Below are 16,947 nucleotides of genomic sequence, written 5' to 3'. Positions count from 1 at the left end.
TCTCAAATGTCATATATGCAAAAAAATGACCTAAAAAGACAAAACCTTACACCTAATTCCATTAAGTGCATAAGCAAAATGACTTTGCCTACATCAACTTTTGATTACTTTGTTTCAAAATCCATTTCTCGACTTTATGTCTAGACTTTCTGGTAGCACCAATACATAAGATCCGGTAAGATCCGCCCCCTTTTTATCTCGGTGATAAGACATGAACTTTGAACAACTCGCTCAACAAATAAAAATTTGGGGTAAAGAGCTCGGCTTCCAGAAAGTTGGCATCTGCGATGTTGATCTTAGTGAACATGAGGCCGCTCTGCAAAAATGGCTGGATGCAGGCTATCATGGGTCTATGGACTGGATGGCTCGTCACGGCATGATGCGCGCCAGACCAAGTGAACTTCTACCAGGAACAGTACGCGTTATCAGCGTACGCATGGATTACCTACCACCTGAAGCTAAGTTCGCGTCAAACTTGGCAAACAAGAGCCATGCCTACATCAGCCGCTATGCACTTGGTCGTGATTATCACAAGTTGGTAAGAAAGCAGCTTAATAAGCTTGGAAAGTTGATTGAGCAAGAAGTCGGACAATTTGGCTATCGTCCTTTTGTCGACTCGGCCCCGATACTTGAACGTCCATTGGCACAAAAAGCCGGATTAGGCTGGACCGGCAAGCACTCCCTTATATTGGATAAAGACTGTGGCTCTTGGTTTTTCCTCGGCGAATTGCTTATCGACTTGCCATTGCCAGTCGACGAACCAAGTATTGACCAATGTGACAAGTGCAAAGCGTGCATGACATCCTGTCCGACACAAGCGATCGTCGATGAAAAAGTCGTGGATGCAAGACGCTGCATCTCTTATCTCACAATCGAATTTGATGGCGTAATTCCAGAAGAGTTCCGCAAACCAATGGGAAATCGCATCTATGGCTGTGATGACTGCCAACTTGTTTGCCCTTGGAATCGATACGCAGATATCACCGCACAAGAAGACTTCCATCGCCGTGACACTTTTGAAGACCCAGACCTCGTCACCATGTTTCTTTGGGATGAATCCACCTTCCTCAAACAGATGGAAGGTTCTGCTATTCGTCGAATTGGACATCTGCAATGGTTACGTAATGTTTCTGTCGCACTGGGTAATTCAGGATATAGTCAACGAGCAGTTGAAGCCTTGCAAGCCCGTCATGGTGAAAATCAATTACTAGATGAACATATCAATTGGGCTCTAGAACAGCAATTTAAGCAAATTCCCATCAATGATTCAGATTCTATCGAAACCAAGAAGAAACGTTTAATTAGAGTCGTTGAAAAAGGCCTTCCAAGAGACGCGTAATGCGTAGCTCATATGTCAGAGATTGAAAACTTTTTTATGTGACCAATTCATGACCTTGTTCTCAATTCTGTAATGTGGAAAAAAATCAGAAAATTAGAATATTTCAGGGAAGAGAAAAAAGTTAAACACAACTGGAAGAAATGATTAGGATCAAACAAACACAAAATAATGATCCAAACTTAGAGTAGTCGATCTACCAATTATTTAGCATTACCTTTTTAAAACAGCAACTTATCGGAGTTGGTGGAATTTTCATCACTCTCAAACAAAGAGAAGATCCTTGCTAACAACAGTTAAAATCGAAGCTAAAAACACTTTATCAACCAACTTATCCACAAGATACAATATGTGGATAACTCTGTTAATTAAATAGCATAAAGTGCTCCGGAGGCCAGAATATTCGTTGCTCGGACAAGTCGTCTCATGTTTAAAACACGACGAAATTGCCGACATCGACTGACGCGGATTAAAAATATTATTTTGGGGGTTGATGCTTCGCAGCATTATGAAAAGAGCGATGTGAATAGGTTGCAAGTGCCTTATTTTAACCGGGAACCGCATCCATCTTTTATCCACCTTGGCAGTAATAAGAGCTGGAGTAATACATGAGCTCTCCTATCCATAGTGGAAAGGCGTTATCTTAACCTTAGTAAGGCCGATTGGTAACTGAGCAAGTATTATGATGTTACTGTTAAATACAATGAAGGCTATGCTTTCCACGTAATAAAGTGGAGCGGTACACGACATTCCTGCCCATTAGAGAGAGATGTAACCGATACCTTAGTTAGGTGCGCCCCACCAGCTGAGCGAGTGTCACAACATCACAGTTGAGCACAATGAGTGCTACTTTATACTTCCGAAAAGAAGTTGGAGCGACACACGAGGTTCTCTGTCCATAACAGGAAGGCGTGACCTCAACCTTGGCAAGGTTGCGCTCTATCAACTGAGCGAGTGTCGCAATGTCACTGTTGAGCACAATGAGGGCTACTTTATACTTCCAAAAAGAAGTTGGAGCGACACACGAGGTTCGAACTCGTGACCTCAACCTTGGCAAGGTTGCGCTCTACCAACTGAGCTAGTGTCGCATCTCTTTAACAGCTTAAACAAAATTCAAACTATCTAGAATTTGGTTGCGGGGGCCGGATTTGAACCGACGACCTTCGGGTTATGAGCCCGACGAGCTACCAAGCTGCTCCACCCCGCGTCCGTGTTTCATCGTTAAGTACGGTGACAACTCTCTCCACGTTCTTAAAAGAAAGTGGAGCGACACACGAGGTTCGAACTCGTGACCTCAACCTTGGCAAGGTTGCGCTCTACCAACTGAGCTAGTGTCGCATCTCTTAACGGCTTGAGCATCATTAAAAACAACATTCAAACTGTCTTAAATTTGGTTGCGGGAGCCGGATTTGAACCGACGACCTTCGGGTTATGAGCCCGACGAGCTACCAAGCTGCTCCATCCCGCGTCCGTAGTTCATCGTTAAGTACGATGACAACTCTCCCCACGTTCTTAAAAGAAGTGGAGCGACACACGAGGTTCGAACTCGTGACCTCAACCTTGGCAAGGTTGCGCTCTACCAACTGAGCTAGTGTCGCATCAACAACGTTTCCGCTGTTCAGGGCTGCGAATTATAAGAGCATTTTGTTGTGATGCAAGTCCTTCGTTCAAAAAAACTTTATTTTTTTTCCAACAGATGAAAAAGAAAGCAAAACGCTCATAAATTACAACACACTGGGCCACTACTTTAACAGTTAGATCTTAAAGATGGTTTCTCGGTAGTACTTTAGCTCAGCAATTGACTCACGTATATCATCTAATGCCAGATGCGTGCCCTGCTTAGAGAAACCGTCTAACACTTCTGGTTTCCAGCGGCGAGTCAGCTCTTTTAACGTGCTCACATCCAAATAACGGTAATGAAAATATGCCTCTAGGTCAGGCATGTGCTTGTATAAAAAACGACGGTCTTGACCAATGCTATTACCACAAATTGGGGAAACGCCCCTTGGCACCCACTTCTGCAAAAACTCGATGGTTTGCTCGACGGCATCCTGTTCAGATATTTGACTATGACAAACGCGCTCTACCAGACCGCTCGTAGTATGCGTATTGGTACACCACTCATCCATCTTAGCCAGCTCTTCTTTTGGCTGATGCACCGCTAAAACGGGACCTTCGGCTAAAATATTTAGCTCGCTGTCCGTGACGATAGAAGCAATTTCGATGATTTTATGTGTTTCAGGATCAAGGCCTGTCATCTCTAAATCCACCCAAATCAGATTTTGATCGCTAAAGGACATGGTTACGCCACCTATTTGTTTATCGGTAAAAGAGGTACTATACCTGAAAATACTCGAAACACGATACTCACAAGTTTGGCCGAAACCTCGCTCAATCAGTTGAGTTAACTCACATTAAGTAAGAGATTGTGACAAAAAAGAAAAAGTTAACCAAAGGTCAAGTGCGTCGCGTACGCAGCAACCAACAAAAACGCCTTAAAAAGCAAGAAGAGTCCATCCAGTGGGATGAGAACATGCTAGGGGCAAGTAAACAGGGGCTGGTTATCACTCGTTTCGGTCAGCACGCTGACATCGAGGATCGAGAAACTGGTGAAGTACAACGCTGTAATCTTCGTCGCGGCATCGAATCGCTAGTATCTGGCGATCGCGTGCTTTGGCGTGAAGGGCTTGAGTCAATGGCTGGTATATCGGGCGTAGTGGAAGCGGTTGAACCTCGCACCTCGATGTTGACTCGCCCTGACTACTATGATGGCTTGAAACCCGTTGCAGCAAACATCGACCAAATGGTGATCGTTTCTTCCGTTCTGCCAGAGCTTTCACTTAACATCATTGATCGCTACCTAGTTGCGTCAGAAACGCTAAACATCTCGCCGCTTTTGGTACTTAACAAAGTTGATCTACTTGCAGACGAAGATCGTGCAATGTACGAAGAGTGGCTTGAAGAATACAAACGCATTGGCTACCGAGTGTTATTTGTGAGTAAGCAATCCGGTGAAGGTATTGCCGAACTTGAAAAACAACTACACGACCGTATCAACATCTTTGTTGGGCAATCTGGTGTGGGCAAATCCAGTCTGGTAAACGCCTTAATGCCTGAACTTGAGCAAGAAGTGGAAGAAGGTGAAATATCTGAGAACTCTGGTTTAGGTCAGCATACAACCACAGCAGCCCGTTTGTATCACATCCCTACTGGTGGCGACCTAATCGACTCTCCTGGGGTTCGTGAATTTGGTCTGTGGCATTTGGAAGCTGAAGAGGTAACCAAAGCATTCATTGAATTCCGCTCCTACCTTGGCGGGTGTAAGTTCCGCGACTGTAAGCACAACGATGACCCTGGTTGTATCTTGCGTGAAGCAGTAGAGAAAGGCGAAGTCAGTGAAGTGCGCTTTGAAAACTACCACCGGATTTTAGAAAGCATGGTAGAAAATAAAGCCAACCGTCAGTACTCACGTAACAAGAAAGCCGATCTTTAGCTGAGTTGAGACCGCAACTGTGTGAGAAATCATCACCTAATGCTGACAAACAGATGAAACTTCAGTAACATCACGCGCCCTAAAGCGAGAATCTAACAGATAGTATCGGAATTAAAGATGGACAAGATTAAAGTTGGACTGCAGTACTGGATCCCACAACACGGACTAACACGCCTTGTGGGTAAACTGGCTTCAGCTGAGGCTGGCGGTCTAACAACAGCAGTCATTCGCTGGTTTATCAAACAATACAAGGTGAACATGGATGAGGCGAAACACTCCGATCCTAAACACTTTAAAACCTTTAACGAATTCTTTGTTCGTGAGCTAAAAGACGGTGCACGTACGATTGCGGAAGGTGAAAAGGTGATCACTCACCCTGCGGACGCATGCGTAAGCCAATTTGGTCCGATTGAAGATGGTCAGCTTATTCAAGCGAAAGGTCATAACTTCTCAGCACAAGAACTGCTTGGCGGGAACGGAAAACTAGCGGAAGAATTCCAAGACGGTTCTTTTGCAACCCTGTATCTGTCACCGAGTGACTACCACCGTGTGCACATGCCTTGCGACGGTACACTGCGCCAGATGATTTACGTGCCTGGTGACTTGTTCTCAGTTAACCCGCTAACGGCAGAAAACGTACCAAACCTATTTGCACGTAACGAGCGCGTAGTGTGCATATTTGATACTGAGTTTGGCCCAATGGCACAAGTGCTGGTTGGTGCGACCATCGTAGGTAGTATCGAGCAAGTATGGGCTGGCACAATCACACCACCACGTGGTAACTCAGTGTACCAATGGGACTACCCTGCAGAGGGCAACAAAGCTGTTATCTTGAAGAAAGGCGAAGAAATGGGTCGCTTTAAGCTTGGCTCGACCGTTATCAACCTGTTTGCTAAAGATGCGGTAACATTTGATGAAAGCATGGAAAATGGTCAGCCAACAGTGATGGGAACACCTTACGCCCACCAGCAGTAAGATCACCACTCATGGGTTACGAATGGTTGGCGTTGTGTGCCGCTTTCTTATGGGCTATCTCCAGCTTAATTTCGGTTGTACCAGCTCAACATCTCGGTGCGTTTGCTTATAGTCGCTGGCGTATGGGGTGTACGGCGGTTATCCTCTCCGCTATGGCGTGGACAACTGGTGGCTGGTTAAGTGTCTCGACAGAGCATATAACGCCGATGATGGCGTCAGGTTTGATTGGCATTTTTATTGGCGATACAGCGCTGTTTGCCTGTTTGAATCGCATGGGGCCACGCCAATCTGGTTTGCTGTTTTCATGCCATGCGGTGTTCTCAGCCATCTTGGGTTACTTCCTGTTTAGTGAAAGCATGACCAGTATGGAGCTGATTGGCGCTGCTTTAGTTTTCAGCGGCGTTGTCATGGCGATTTTCTATGGCCGACGTGGACAGACAAGCAATGCACTTGAAGCAATAAAAGGTAATGTTTGGGTAGGTATAGGCCTAGGTTTAACTGCTGCAATGTGTCAGGCTCTTGGGGGCATTATCGCCAAACCCGTGATGCAAACCAGTATCGATCCTGTCGCAGCGTCTGCTATTCGTATGATCACGGCATTTGTCGCGCACTGCGCGCTCTGGTTGGTTGGCGTAAAAGTCGCGCGTACAACACAAACCATCACGTGGAAAGTCTTCGCCATTACAGCATTAAACGGCTTCTTGGCTATGGCAGTAGGTATGACATTGATTCTTTATGCCCTGCGCGAAGGTAATGTCGGAATGGTCGCTCTGCTCTCATCTACCACACCGATCATGTTATTGCCCCTGCTATGGATTTACACCAAGAAGCGCCCGAATCGTTTTGCTTGGCTGGGCGCAGCGCTGGCGGTCATCGGCACTGCTATTCTAGTGCATTAGAGCGGGTCCAGTCTTAAAACTCAGCCTTCGCAGACTCATCAAACCAAAAATCAAAGATAGAAAAAGCCCGAGTAAAAAACTCGGGCTTTTATCATTCAGAGTCGTCAATAAGTTACTTAACGAGTACTTCACCAGACATTTCGGCAGGAATGTCTAAACCAGCTAGAGAAAGCATTGTTGGAGCCAAGTCAGACAGTTTACCGCCTTCTTTGAACTCAACCGCTTTGTCACCTACGTAGATGAGAGGCACTGGTAAGCTAGTGTGAGCAGTGTGGACACCACCAGTCGTAGGGTCAATCATCATTTCCGCATTACCGTGGTCCGCGGTAATCAATAATTGACCGCCCACTTCTTTAATCGCTTCAACAACTTTACCAACACTCTCATCGAGTGCTTCGATTGCTTTCTCCGCGGCTTCGTAAACGCCAGTGTGACCAACCATATCTGCGTTCGGGTAGTTACAGATAATGGTGTCGAATTTACCAGACTTGATCGCCGTAACCATCTTCTCTGTAAGCTCTGGAGAACTCATTTCTGGTTGCATGTCATAAGTCGCAACTTTTGGAGAAGCAACAAGTTGACGCTCTTCACCTTCAAATTCGTTCTCAACCCCACCGTTGAAGAAGAAGGTTACGTGCGCATATTTCTCTGTTTCAGAGATACGCAGCTGAGTTTGACCTTGTTTAGATAACCACTCACCGTATGTGTTTTCTAGAGAGGCAGGTGGGAATGCCGCCACTAGAGGGATATCAGCCGCGTATTGAGTCAGCATTACGAAGTTGATTGTTGGGAATACAGTACGCTCAAAGCCGTCAAATGCAGGCACGAATGCACGAGTGATTTGACGTGCACGGTCAGCTCGGTAGTTCATGAAGATAACGGCATCGCCATCTTGCATGATTGCGTCTTCTTGATCTTCAGCTTTAATGGCCGTTGCTTTAACGAACTCGTCGTTTTCTTCACGAGCGTAAGCCGCTTCTAGACCTGCAACTGCTGTTTCTGCTGTGAACTCAGCTTTCGCTTGAGTGAGAAGATCGTAAGCAACTTGAACGCGATCCCAGTTGTTGTCACGGTCCATTGCGTAATAACGACCGACGAGAGAAGCAACACGACCTTTGCCTAGTTTCGTAAATAGGTCTTGGAAACGTTGTAGTGAGTTTTCAGCACTACGTGGTGGCGTGTCACGACCGTCGAGGAAACAGTGTAGGTAAATTTTCTCAGCGCCACGAGCTGCCGCCATTTCAACCGCTGCGTAGATGTGATCTTCGTGAGAGTGAACGCCACCTGGAGACATAAGACCCATGATGTGTACCGCTTTTTCAGCTTTTACCGCAGAGTCGATAGCTTCTGCTAGTGCCGCTGTATCAGCGAATTCACCGTCAGCGATAGACTTAGTGATACGAGTTAGATCTTGGTATACAACGCGACCTGCACCGATATTAGTGTGACCAACTTCTGAGTTACCCATTTGACCATCAGGTAGACCAACGTCCATACCTGAAGCAGAGATAAGCGTGTTAGGGTTATTCGCAATCAGTGCATCTATTACTGGTGTTTTAGCATTTGCAATTGCGTTACTTGCTGTATCCTCACGGTAACCGTAACCGTCAAGGATGACTAGAGCCAGTGGCTTCTTAGCAGACATAGTGATGACCTCATCAAATTTAAGTAACTTTCGGTTTAGAGCTTCGCTGCTCCATCTAACCTTGAAACAAAACTAGCGTAATTTTACTACACTTTTTAACCAAAACTGTAGGTTAAGATCAAATAATGTTGGCGATTGATTGTTACTATCTTACAAGTTAACGAGCAATCCAACCTAGTTAGCAAACATATTCCACAAGCTTAGCGACTTTCAAGGGGTTGTATGACCACCGAAATACTTGGGTGAAACACTTTTTGTTATTATTTATTGTGCGCTTTTTTGACCAGATGTGAAGTTAAATCCGCCAATTGAATTGATAGGGAGAATTGATACTCAGATTGCATCAATAACCTGCAATTTCTTGGCTCATCAGAAACGCTTGGATCTCAATTATTCATGCGGAAATTTTTACCCTCTCGCCTAAAACGGCTATCCCCGCTATACTCCTGCTTTATTTTTCCGCTAACAGTGTAAGAGCTCAGAACATGCAAGAGTACATTGATTTTTTTCAACAGAACATGATGCTATCTTTAGTTTGGGTAGGTCTTCTTGTCACATTGATCATCACGACCGTGAAGTCAGCGACGGCCGCATACAAAGTAGTTAACGTAAACCAATTGACTCACCTAATGAACCGTGAAAACGGTGTTGTCGTTGATATCCGCTCCAAAGACGAGTTCAAACAGGGTCACATTACCGACGCACTTCACATTTTGCCATCTGATATCAAAGCAGGTAACTTAGGCAGTCTTGAAAACCGTAAATCAGACCCAATTATCCTAGTATGCAAAACGGGGCAAACGGCTCAAGAAAGTGCAAACCTACTCGTCAAAGCAGGCTTCGAAAACGTAAGTCTACTCAAAAACGGGTTGATTGCATGGAACGAAGCAAACCTTCCACTATTGCGTGGTAAGAAATAAGGTTGCGGTAAGACAATTTTGCCCGCCTCGTTATATCAACTGAGCAAATAGAAAGCGGTTGAAGCACTAAGTTGTGATGCTTTGCACGTAATGCGCGCTTCATCTAGTCAAGGTAGATTTGCTCAGTTAATCTCAGGAAAAACCTATTTCTGGGTCTAGAGAGTTCTGGACCCAACACATGTTTATTAAGGATTTAAAAATGGCTGAAGCAGCACCACAAGACGCACAACAAAACTTTGCAATTCAACGCATCTTCCTAAAAGACGTTTCTTTTGAAGCGCCAAACTCTCCAACAATGTTTCAAAAAGAGTGGAACCCAGATGTTAAACTAGACCTAGACACTCAAAGCCGTGAGCTTAGTGAAGGCGTTTACGAAGTGGTTTTACGTCTAACCGTTACTGTTAAGAACGAAGAAGAAACTGCGTTCCTATGTGAAGTTCAACAAGGTGGTATCTTCACTGCTGGCCAAATGGAAGCTGGTCAGCTTGCACACTGCCTTGGTGCATTCTGCCCGAACATCCTATTCCCATACGCTCGTGAAACTATCTCAAGCCTAGTTGTTAAAGGTACGTTCCCTCAACTGAACCTAGCGCCAGTTAACTTTGATGCACTTTTCATGAACTACCTACAGCAGCAAGCTCAACAAAGCGAAGCTGAAGCGTAATTAACGCTTTGTAAATGACGTGTCGCCTTTCACTCGAATAAGTACACGCCACATACCTGAAGAAAATGCACAAAGCGTCCACTGAGATGCAATGTGCATTTTTTATTTCTGATAAAAGTTCCTAGTTCCTCCCTCCTCCAGAGCGTAAACTCTAGCGATGATGAACTAGATTCTACTGATAGAAAGACAATTAGGCGGTAGCATGACACAAGCAAACACAAACAATGCTCACGTTATAGATAGTGCTTACGGTAAAGACGTAGCAATGACTGTGATCGGTGCTGGCTCATACGGCACCTCTTTGGCAATTTCCCTCGCTCGTAACGGTGCGAACGTTATCCTATGGGGTCACGACCCAGAGCATATGGCGCGCCTTGAAGCGGACCGCGCCAACCATGCATTCTTACCCGATATTGATTTTCCCGAAAGCTTGATCATTGAATCGGATTTAGAAAAAGCCGTTCAAGCGAGCCGTGATTTGTTGGTTGTGGTTCCTAGCCATGTTTTTGGCATCGTACTAAGCAGCTGTAAGCCTTTCCTACGTGAAGACTCTCGTATCTGTTGGGCAACCAAAGGTCTTGAGCCAGAAACAGGTCGTCTACTTAAAGAAGTCGCGTTCGACATCATCGGTGACAGCTACTCGCTGGCTGTGCTGTCTGGCCCTACATTTGCGAAAGAGTTGGCAATGGGTATGCCTACCGCAATTTCTGTCGCTTCTCCAGACGACATTTTTGTTGCCGACCTGCAAGAAAAAATCCACTGTAGCAAAACCTTCCGTGTTTACGCGAACAACGACTTTATCGGCATGCAACTTGGTGGTGCGGTGAAAAACGTTATCGCGATTGGCGCGGGTATGTCTGATGGTATTGGTTTTGGTGCCAATGCTCGCACGGCGCTGATTACACGTGGTTTGGCAGAAATGAGCCGTCTTGGTGCTGCACTTGGCGCACAACCTGAAACCTTTATGGGCATGGCAGGCTTGGGCGATCTCGTCTTAACTTGTACCGATAACCAATCGCGTAACCGCCGTTTTGGTTTGGCTCTGGGCCAAGGGAAAGATGTCGACACTGCGCAAGAAGAAATCGGTCAGGTGGTCGAAGGCTACCGCAACACCAAGGAAGTTTGGATACTGTCTCAACGCATGGGTGTGGAGATGCCAATTGTTGACCAAATTTATCAAGTATTGTACCAAGGGAAAGATGCACACCAGGCAGCCCAAGATTTACTTGCTCGTGACAAAAAAGCCGAAGGAAAGTAGCAATCTAGCGCCCTTTGCACCTCATCTGAGAAGTATAAAAGTTGTCGGGTTACGGAAGAGCCACTCAGGATATTGAGAATGAAACACTGCGAAAAACAAAAAGTCTGGGACAAAATCGTGTCAGAAGCCCGTGAGTTGTCTGAGCAAGAGCCAATGCTGGCGAGCTTTTATCATGCGACTATTATCAAGCATGACAGCCTATGTGCGGCATTGAGTTACATTCTGGCCAACAAATTGAACACGGCTTCCATGCCCGCAATGGCGGTGAGAGAGGTGGTTGAAGAAGCTTTTGCCGCTGATCCAACCATCACGGAATGCGCAGCTTGTGATATTTGTGCCACAGTGAATCGCGATCCAGCTGTTTTAATGTTCTCAATGCCATTATTGTACCTAAAAGGCTACCATGCTCTGCAAGGTTACCGAGTGGCTAACTGGTTGTGGAAACAAGGTCGTCATGCCCTTGCGACCTACCTACAAAATCAGATTTCTGTGGCATGTCAGGTCGACATTCACCCTGCTGCGTGCATTGGTAGTGGTATCATGCTAGACCATGCTACTGGCATTGTGATTGGTGAAACTGCGGTGGTCGAAAACGACGTATCTATCCTGCAAGATGTCACCCTTGGTGGTACAGGTAAAGAGAGCGGTGACCGCCACCCGAAAATTCGCGAAGGCGTAATGATCGGAGCAGGGGCAAAAATCCTGGGCAATATCGAAGTAGGACAAGGGGCAAAAATTGGCTCTTGCTCCGTGGTATTGCAAGCAGTACCGCCGCACACAACCGTAGCTGGCGTACCTGCAAAAATTGTTGGTCGTCCAAAAACGGACAAACCTTCTCTCGATATGGATCAAGGCTTTAACGGCAAGTCACAAAGCTTTATCCACGGCGATGGTATTTAACCATCCTCTAACCCTTGGACAATAATGTGGTAGGTAACTCTCAAGTGCGAAAAAAAAATCACCCGGTACTTCGCTCGGCTATTTTATTAACTTGTGCTTTGTCTGCCATTTACCCTATCACCTCCTCTGCCGCCAGCAAGCAAGAGTTAAAAGGCGTCTCTAGCGAAATTAACCGCCAGAAGAAATCGCTGACTTCTCAAGAAAAACAACTGAACGATTTGCAAAAGTCACTCAAGAACCAAGAACTCGGCATCTCAAAGTTAGAACGCGGGATCAAGCAAACTAAAGCTGAATTGACGCAAGCGAATCAAAACATCAATAAGTTGGAAGAGAAAATTGCCCAGCAAGAGGCTCAGCGTCAAGTGCAAGAAAAAGAACTGAAGCAGCTGCTTCAGACCTACTACGTCACCGAGCGAGCTAAGGCTAATGGGCACCTCCTAAATGAAGGCATGGAGGAAGATCGCATTAGCCAATACTTTCAGCACCTTGCTAAAGCACGGGCTAAAGTCATTGATGCGATAACCCAAACCACACAAGAATTAGCACACAACAAGAATCAACTTGAGCTAGAAAAAGCACAAATTGAAACCTTGCTTAAACAGCAATCAAAAAAACGTTCATCTTTGGCAAGCACACAGTCACAACGCAAAGGAACGCTGAATAAGATTCAAAAGAGTATCAAAGACGACAAACGTTATCTGGCGGAACTGCAACGCAACGAAACCCGACTCAAAGCCGAAATTGCCAAGGCGGCGAAACGCAATGCCGTCCCTATGAACGGTATTGCCAAACAACGCGGTAAGCTACCATGGCCACTTAAAGGTCGGGTACTACATAGCTTCGGCACCAAACAGACAGGTCAAGTGAACTGGAAAGGTATGGTGCTTGCTGCAAGCTATGGTCAGCAAGTGAAAGCCGTTTATCCTGGCACAGTCGTATTCGCCGAATACTTGCGTGGCTATGGCTTAGTCGTTCTGCTTGACCATGGCAAAGGCGACATGACACTTTACGGCTACAACCAAGCATTACTCAAGAAAGAAGGCGATAAGGTTACGGCTGGCGAAGTCATTGCCCTCGCCGGGGATACCGGTGGTCAAGACCGGGCCTCACTGTACTTCGAGATTCGCCGTAACAGTCAAGCGCAAAACCCGAAATCTTGGTTAAAGCGTTTATAGCAGCCGTTTAAAATCACCGTTCTAAATGACGTTTCAACGAGACAAAAAAGCAAAGGAGCCACTCGGCTCCTTTGTCGTATTCATAATCTAGAAAATGTTATGCGTAGTAGGTCTCGACCGCATCGACGAAGGCACTGACATCGTTTTTGCTTAACGCATTGATACCTGCGGCAGCCTCTCGACCGCCACCCGTTGGGAACTGCCCACACACGGCCACTGCCCCTTGCTTGTTATTCAGCGGGGCACGAAGAGAAACCGTGTAAGTGCCATCGGTGTTTTCCGTTAATACTGCGTGTGCCGAGTCTGGGTTTTGGTTTGCAAGCCAGTTACCGTAAACACCACTGATTCGGCGTGATGCTGCATTGTTTGGCAGTTTAAACAGCTTGAGCTTAGTACTCTCATAAGTCGCCGGAAGCGCTTGTGCCAAATCCATGTCTTGTTGGTAAGCCGATTGCAATTGATAGTAAGGTGAAGCTTTATCTGCTATCACGTCAAATGGTGATACATAGTGTTTCAACGCTTGGAATAAGTCCGCTGGATGGAAGTGTAGATCATCAACTTTAGAACCGTAACCGTTGTAGTTAACCAATGTACCTAGCTCTTTTAGTTGCGCCTTTTGCTCTTCATCAAGGCCAGCTTTATCCGCCAGTGAATCCGCTTTCGCGATCAAGTTATCACCATAAGCTGCCGTGATAGCCCAAGTATGGAAACGCCCTTTCAGCAACTGATCGACAATTAAAGCGGTACACATGTTGGCATCTAGGTCGATGTGCGCGTCCAAGTTACCGTGTTGAGGAATCTCACCCGCCTTGTGGTGATCGGCATAAAACACATGCGCGCCTAGAGCTAAAGCTTCCTCTAGACCCACCATATTCTTTTCCATTGAAATGTCCAACACCGTCAGCTCATCGCCCGCTTGAACATCCACCTGCTCCACTAGCTTGATATCGCGCTTTACGCCCGTTACTAATTCAGCATCGATGGGATCCGCTAAACGCAATTGCAACAATGCGATGATGCCATCGGCATCACCATTAAAAATGTCGTACTTCATTGAACAGTAGTTCCTTTATCAAGAGTCATACACTCACGGATTGCTTTTAGGTGAATGGATCCTATTTTGCGAAACGAGTGCAGCCAGTCAACTCAAGAAGGACGTTGAAAATGAGAGCGGCACTCTAAACTGTGCGTAGAAGCATACTCTCATTTTCCAGTTTCAATAGGGAGGGAAAATAGTATTAACTGTGCAGTCGACTTACGGCTTCTTCAAGCAGCAGTAATTGCTCCATACCCTGCCCCGTCGACACTGGCTTAACCACATTAAGCATTTGTAGCATGCCTTGTTTTACCATTTGTTCAGTGATTTGGGTCTTTGGTGACATCACTAATTGGTAAGCTAACCAACTGCACGCAATAAGGTGTAACGTGCAAACCAGTGATTTCAACTGCTCTTGGTCGACATTCAACAACTCCAAAGAGACAAACTCTTGCATGATCGCAATCAGGTTGGCTTGCAGCTTCTCTTGAACATCCATGTATTGCTCGTGCAATTGCTCGTCTCGAGAAAGGATTTCGGGAAGGTTCGCGTAAAAAAAACGGTACTTCCACATTAAAGTGAACAGCGAGTCGAGGTAGCTTTTCAGCATGGTCAGGCTCTCTTGAGAACCTTGAATTGGGGTAAAGCGCTCAAGCAGTTCCGCCGAGTAAAGCGCAAAGATCTCGCGGACAATTTCTTGCTTATTACGAAAGTGGTAGTAAAGGTTACCAGGACTGATTTCAATGTGGTCAGCGATGTGGTTGGTTGTGATATTTCGCTCACCATGTTGGTTGAACAGCTCCAATGCGGCATAGACGATTTTATCGCGCGTTTTCATGATTATCGTATTCCCTCTTTATTATCGCATCGAGTATAGCGACTTCACCAACCTAGGTCGATAGAGGCTCCAGATGCGGTAACATAACAGACCAGTTAGAATGCCTATCGTGTTTGCAATGAGATCATTCCAAGACGTTTGTCGCCCCACATACCCTTGTAAAACTTCGATCATGGCACTGAATAACAGAACACTCAGTGCCACAACCAAGCGTTGACGCCAGCTCGCAACACTAAAACCCGCTAGGAAACCAAAACCACTGTACGCCATCGTATGCTGTATCTTATCCAAGTACGCGATGTCGCCCCAATCTTGCAATTCACCCGAGCTCAAAGATAAGTAAGCGATTAACGCCGCGTAGCTGAGAGTAACAGCACGGGCAATGGTCAAATTCATGAATACCCCTTAAGCAATGGGGAACGGGAAAGCCGTCACTTGGTCAATATGCTCACAACCCAGCGCCAGCATGATCAGGCGATCAACACCGAGCGCCACACCGGCGCAATCTGGCAAGCCCGCTTCCAATGCACCAATTAAGTGGCCATCGATCGGCTGTGGCTGCAATCCCACTTCCAGACGTTTTGCATTATCTTGTTCAAAACGTGCCAATTGCTCTTTCGGGTTGTCCAGCTCATGGAAACCGTTCGCCAGCTCAATACCTTTGAAGTACACCTCAAAGCGATCTGCGACTCGGTTATCTTGCGGGTTTATCTTAGCTAAGGCCGCTTGCGATGCCGGGAAGTCGAAAATGAAAGCGGGTACATGCTGACCAATCTTAGCTTCCACACCGATGCTAAATAGCAATTGCAGCATGGTATCACGATCTTCTTCCGGCTCTGCAATATCACTCAGCCCCAGCTTAGCCGCCACCGCTTTTAGCTCTCGCATTGAGCCTTCTAGTGGGCACACACCGAGCACATCAATAAAAGCTTGTTGGTAAGTCATGCGCTCTGCAGCGCCACACTTCAATATCAGTTGCAACAGGTCATCCATTTCATCCATCAACTGATGATGATCAAAACCGACGCGGTACCACTCCAGCATAGTGAACTCAGGATTATGGTAACGTCCATTCTCCTCATTGCGGAAAGCTTTGTTGATTTGGTAGATACAACCACTGCCTGCCGCCAGTAAGCGCTTCATGTGGAATTCAGGGCTGGTCATAAAGAAAAGTTTGCTGCCATCGGCGTAGCCTGGGCCAACAAACTCGGTTTGAAAAGTATGCAGGTGAACATCCGTCACGGTCGCATGACTCATGGCTGGCGTATCGACTTCCATCACCTGTCGCTCAGTGAAGAATTGACGAATAGCGCTAATCAATGCAGCACGTTGACGAAGTTGTTCAATGGAAGCGCTCGGTTGCCAGTTCATTTGCATAACAAGACTCTCAATACATTAGTGAGCGAGAAAAATAGCAATTTTGCCACGCTTTGCCTAGTTCATTGAGGTGAGGTTCATTTTAATTTCATCCTCTAACAAACGAATAAAAATCGATAAAAGTTGAAGCCAGTATTTCTCGTTCTGCAGTACAGAACAATACTAACAATCAACCATACAATTACTACGGTTAATATCACGCAACACCTATTTAACATTGATTGAGTTTGCGCATGTGCCTTCAATGATTCGCGCCGTGATAGCAATCACATAACCTAGAATTTTTATGCTGCCGCATGCATTACCGTATAAAAAACCCAAATAAATCAATTTTTCTGCCAAAAAGCTCCTCTAAACTAACCCTACTACTTTTGAGGGATTACTTAAAAACGTCCCTCACATTGACAATAACAAGCGGATTTTCGCAATCA

The 16,947-nt window shown here is 45.9% G+C and carries 15 protein-coding genes and 6 tRNA genes; 9 read left to right on the top strand and 12 right to left on the bottom strand.

Annotated features, from left to right (window positions below):
* Positions 1–211 precede the first annotated feature (211 nt).
* The gene (queG, locus tag AND4_RS12785) at positions 212–1,339 is read left to right on the top strand and encodes a tRNA epoxyqueuosine(34) reductase QueG (RefSeq protein WP_009843394.1); all 1,128 of its coding nucleotides are present in this window, start codon (positions 212–214) and stop codon (positions 1,337–1,339) included.
* Between the two features lie 868 nt (positions 1,340–2,207).
* Here queG and AND4_RS20280 read toward each other — a convergent pair.
* The 7 genes from AND4_RS20280 to orn all read right to left on the bottom strand — a co-directional run bounded on the left by AND4_RS20280 (position 2,208) and on the right by orn (position 3,636).
* Positions 2,208–2,297: transfer RNA gene (locus AND4_RS20280), tRNA-Gly, on the bottom strand.
* 51 nt (positions 2,298–2,348) lie between these two features.
* Positions 2,349–2,424 (bottom strand) — tRNA-Gly (locus AND4_RS12780).
* Between the two features lie 42 nt (positions 2,425–2,466).
* Positions 2,467–2,543, bottom strand: a tRNA-Met gene (locus AND4_RS12775).
* A gap of 55 nt (positions 2,544–2,598) precedes the next feature.
* Positions 2,599–2,674, bottom strand: a tRNA-Gly gene (locus AND4_RS12770).
* A 53-nt stretch (positions 2,675–2,727) separates the two neighbouring features.
* Positions 2,728–2,804, bottom strand: a tRNA-Met gene (locus tag AND4_RS12765).
* Positions 2,805–2,858: 54 nt separating this feature from the next.
* Positions 2,859–2,934, bottom strand: a tRNA-Gly gene (locus AND4_RS12760).
* Positions 2,935–3,090: 156 nt separating this feature from the next.
* Complete coding sequence (orn, locus tag AND4_RS12755; protein WP_009843393.1) at positions 3,091–3,636, bottom strand: oligoribonuclease; 546 nt, start codon at positions 3,634–3,636, stop codon at positions 3,091–3,093.
* Positions 3,637–3,764: 128 nt separating this feature from the next.
* On the opposite strand from orn, the gene rsgA reads away from it, so the two are divergent.
* The 3 genes from rsgA to AND4_RS12740 all read left to right on the top strand — a co-directional run bounded on the left by rsgA (position 3,765) and on the right by AND4_RS12740 (position 6,703).
* The gene (gene rsgA, locus AND4_RS12750; protein ID WP_009843392.1) at positions 3,765–4,829 is read left to right on the top strand and encodes a small ribosomal subunit biogenesis GTPase RsgA; all 1,065 of its coding nucleotides are present in this window, start codon (positions 3,765–3,767) and stop codon (positions 4,827–4,829) included.
* Between the two features lie 117 nt (positions 4,830–4,946).
* Positions 4,947–5,804 (top strand): archaetidylserine decarboxylase, encoded by an 858-nt coding sequence (asd, locus tag AND4_RS12745; RefSeq protein WP_009843391.1) that lies wholly within the window; start codon positions 4,947–4,949, stop codon positions 5,802–5,804.
* Positions 5,805–5,815: 11 nt separating this feature from the next.
* On the top strand, positions 5,816–6,703 hold the full coding sequence (locus AND4_RS12740) for a DMT family transporter (protein ID WP_009843390.1): 888 nt from the start codon (positions 5,816–5,818) through the stop codon (positions 6,701–6,703).
* A gap of 112 nt (positions 6,704–6,815) precedes the next feature.
* Here AND4_RS12740 and gpmM read toward each other — a convergent pair whose 3' ends face one another.
* On the bottom strand, positions 6,816–8,348 hold the full coding sequence (gene gpmM / locus AND4_RS12735) for a 2,3-bisphosphoglycerate-independent phosphoglycerate mutase (protein WP_009843389.1): 1,533 nt from the start codon (positions 8,346–8,348) through the stop codon (positions 6,816–6,818).
* Between the two features lie 485 nt (positions 8,349–8,833).
* Between gpmM and AND4_RS12730 the strand changes: the two genes are divergently transcribed.
* The 5 genes from AND4_RS12730 to AND4_RS12710 all read left to right on the top strand — a co-directional run bounded on the left by AND4_RS12730 (position 8,834) and on the right by AND4_RS12710 (position 13,265).
* The gene (locus AND4_RS12730; RefSeq protein WP_009843388.1) at positions 8,834–9,268 is read left to right on the top strand and encodes a rhodanese-like domain-containing protein; all 435 of its coding nucleotides are present in this window, start codon (positions 8,834–8,836) and stop codon (positions 9,266–9,268) included.
* Positions 9,269–9,467: 199 nt separating this feature from the next.
* Positions 9,468–9,932 carry a protein-export chaperone SecB gene (gene secB, locus AND4_RS12725; RefSeq protein WP_009843387.1) on the top strand — a complete coding sequence of 155 codons (465 nt, stop codon included), beginning with the start codon at positions 9,468–9,470 and terminating at the stop codon, positions 9,930–9,932.
* Positions 9,933–10,134: 202 nt separating this feature from the next.
* On the top strand, positions 10,135–11,190 hold the full coding sequence (gene gpsA, locus AND4_RS12720) for an NAD(P)H-dependent glycerol-3-phosphate dehydrogenase (RefSeq protein WP_009843386.1): 1,056 nt from the start codon (positions 10,135–10,137) through the stop codon (positions 11,188–11,190).
* Positions 11,191–11,268: 78 nt separating this feature from the next.
* Positions 11,269–12,090: a serine O-acetyltransferase gene (cysE, locus tag AND4_RS12715; protein WP_009843385.1), complete on the top strand. Its 822-nt coding sequence runs from the start codon at positions 11,269–11,271 to the stop codon at positions 12,088–12,090.
* Between the two features lie 26 nt (positions 12,091–12,116).
* On the top strand, positions 12,117–13,265 hold the full coding sequence (locus AND4_RS12710; RefSeq protein WP_009843384.1) for a murein hydrolase activator EnvC: 1,149 nt from the start codon (positions 12,117–12,119) through the stop codon (positions 13,263–13,265).
* A 97-nt stretch (positions 13,266–13,362) separates the two neighbouring features.
* Here the strand turns inward: AND4_RS12710 and AND4_RS12705 are convergent, their stop codons facing one another.
* The 4 genes from AND4_RS12705 to epmA form a co-directional block, all read right to left on the bottom strand.
* The gene (locus tag AND4_RS12705; RefSeq protein WP_009843383.1) at positions 13,363–14,319 is read right to left on the bottom strand and encodes an acetyltransferase; all 957 of its coding nucleotides are present in this window, start codon (positions 14,317–14,319) and stop codon (positions 13,363–13,365) included.
* 184 nt (positions 14,320–14,503) lie between these two features.
* On the bottom strand, positions 14,504–15,139 hold the full coding sequence (locus AND4_RS12700) for a TetR/AcrR family transcriptional regulator (RefSeq protein WP_009843382.1): 636 nt from the start codon (positions 15,137–15,139) through the stop codon (positions 14,504–14,506).
* 21 nt (positions 15,140–15,160) lie between these two features.
* Positions 15,161–15,535, bottom strand: coding sequence for a VanZ family protein (locus AND4_RS12695; RefSeq protein WP_009843381.1), 375 nt, complete (start codon positions 15,533–15,535; stop codon positions 15,161–15,163).
* 9 nt (positions 15,536–15,544) lie between these two features.
* Positions 15,545–16,516: an elongation factor P--(R)-beta-lysine ligase gene (gene epmA, locus AND4_RS12690; RefSeq protein WP_009843380.1), complete on the bottom strand. Its 972-nt coding sequence runs from the start codon at positions 16,514–16,516 to the stop codon at positions 15,545–15,547.
* Positions 16,517–16,947: the final 431 nt, after the last annotated feature.

The sequence above is a fragment of the Vibrio sp. AND4 genome (assembly GCF_000171815.1).
GTDB lineage: Bacteria > Pseudomonadota > Gammaproteobacteria > Enterobacterales > Vibrionaceae > Vibrio.
Note: the sequence above shows the minus strand (reverse complement) of the source record. Positions and strands in the feature narration are given on the sequence as shown.